At 43.9% G+C, this 1,618-nt stretch carries 2 protein-coding genes; both read right to left on the bottom strand.

Annotation, left to right across the window (positions count from 1 at the left end; genetic code table 11):
- Positions 1–2 precede the first annotated feature (2 nt).
- Positions 3–731, bottom strand: a complete 729-nt coding sequence (locus AC1DUA_RS36715; protein WP_477504420.1) for an NAD(P)-dependent oxidoreductase — start codon at positions 729–731, stop codon at positions 3–5.
- Positions 732–1,060: 329 nt separating this feature from the next.
- Positions 1,061–1,618: SDR family NAD(P)-dependent oxidoreductase (locus AC1DUA_RS36710; RefSeq protein WP_477504419.1), on the bottom strand; the 558-nt coding region annotated here is incomplete at its 5' end.

Raw genomic sequence — 1,618 nt, 5'->3', positions numbered from 1 at the left:
CCTTAGTACATCGGATTCTCACTTTGGTAGGCGAGTCCAACCCTTTTCCTCTTAAAAGGACCTCCAAGCTCGATATGGTCCAGCATGCATTTCACGACATCATCATAAGTAACATCCAGGTCTTGAAGCCGACTGAACAAGTAACCGGCTATTTCGGCCTCGGATAATTCCTCGATCGTTTTAGGGATTGACAAGGGCAAGGTTTCCGTTGTTACATGCAAATTAACCGACACTGGAGGTTCTACCGAATCAACCATAGTTCCCGGACACATAATTGACCAATCAAGCTCAGACTGCAGCAGTCGTTCAAAATTCCGGTTGTGATTTTTATACGCAGGCGGGAATCCGGGAAGATTGTTGCCAATAAGGTCCGTATGCGGAATATCCAGCAGACCGGCACCTCCCATTACCCATACTCTACCGGAAAAACTAGGGTTGATTTCACATTGGCTTATAATGTTATCTACGAGACGAACGAACTCATCTCCTTGTCCTGCATGGCCGGCAGCAATAATAGTGACGTCTTGATGCGAGAGCGCCTCGCCTACGCTTATTGGGTTTAAGATATCGTCCTCGATCACCTTCACATGAATGGCGGAACGCTCACCTTGCTGTCCATAAAACTTCTCCGAGTTTCGCACGAATGCGGTCATTTCATGACCCATATTAACCCCTTGCTCCAGCGCTCTTCTCCCCGTATTTCCCGTTGCTCCGAATACAATAATTTTCATCTTATTTTCCTCCTCTTATCATGGACTCCTGATACTTCATTCCTGGATTGACTCAAGCTTATCATCGTTTCAAAATCTTGATAAGAACCCACTTTAATGTAGGGTACTTACTTAAAAGTAAGTATTAAGCAGAAGGGGTTATTTCTCTTGGGAATGGCGAAAATCTTATTGGAAGATTGACTGTAAATAATAAAAGCTGCCAGGGAAATCCCTTAGCAGCTTCTAATATGAGTCATTGAATTAGTGTGCAGATGAATTGAACCAGCAGTAAAAAGCAGATTCTTCCTATTCCGCGGGCAGCAAAAGCTTTTGCTTTTGCTAGTATAGGTTTACCAGGCGTAAACGCCCTTTTCATCCAAGAATTCGGCATTATGACGTTTGCCATCTGTCGCATAACCCACTATAATCGCAGCGGCGGCTTCTTTCGATTTACCACCTGCGGCATTGCCGTTAAGATCTGTTGAGGTGAATCCAGGCGTTACCGCGAATACTTGCGCGCTGCTGTTTTTGACTTCATAAGCCATTGAAAGTGTCATGGCATTGTTGGCTGTTTTGGATGAGTTATAATCGAATGCGTTTAATGTAAAATCAGCATTATGCATATGGTCCAGAGAAGCCATATCAGTCGATACATTAACGATTGTGCCCTCATTAACTTTGATTAAAGGGAACAAACGCTGGTTCAAACGGAAGGTCCCGAAAAAGTTAACTTCGAAGGCATTTCGTAGATCTTCCTCTTTGGTTTCCGTAAAAGAGCGCGAGAAAGCGCCTGGCATACCAGCATTATTGATCAGAAGCTTCAACTCCGGATAATTCTTGTTGATTGTATCGATTGCCTGATCGATGGTTCTCAAGTCTCCCATGTCGATTTGTACAAAATCTACGTC

Source organism: Paenibacillus sp. 01T422 (assembly GCF_056398785.1).
The sequence above is the reverse complement of the archived record's forward strand: the minus strand, read 5'-3'. Positions and strand labels throughout refer to the sequence as shown.

What these genes read in the sequence shown, in the direction of transcription:
- AC1DUA_RS36715 (WP_477504420.1), bottom strand. Translation starts at nt 731, where the DNA reads ATGAAAATTATTGTATTCGGAGCAACGGGAAATACGGGGAGAAGAGCG.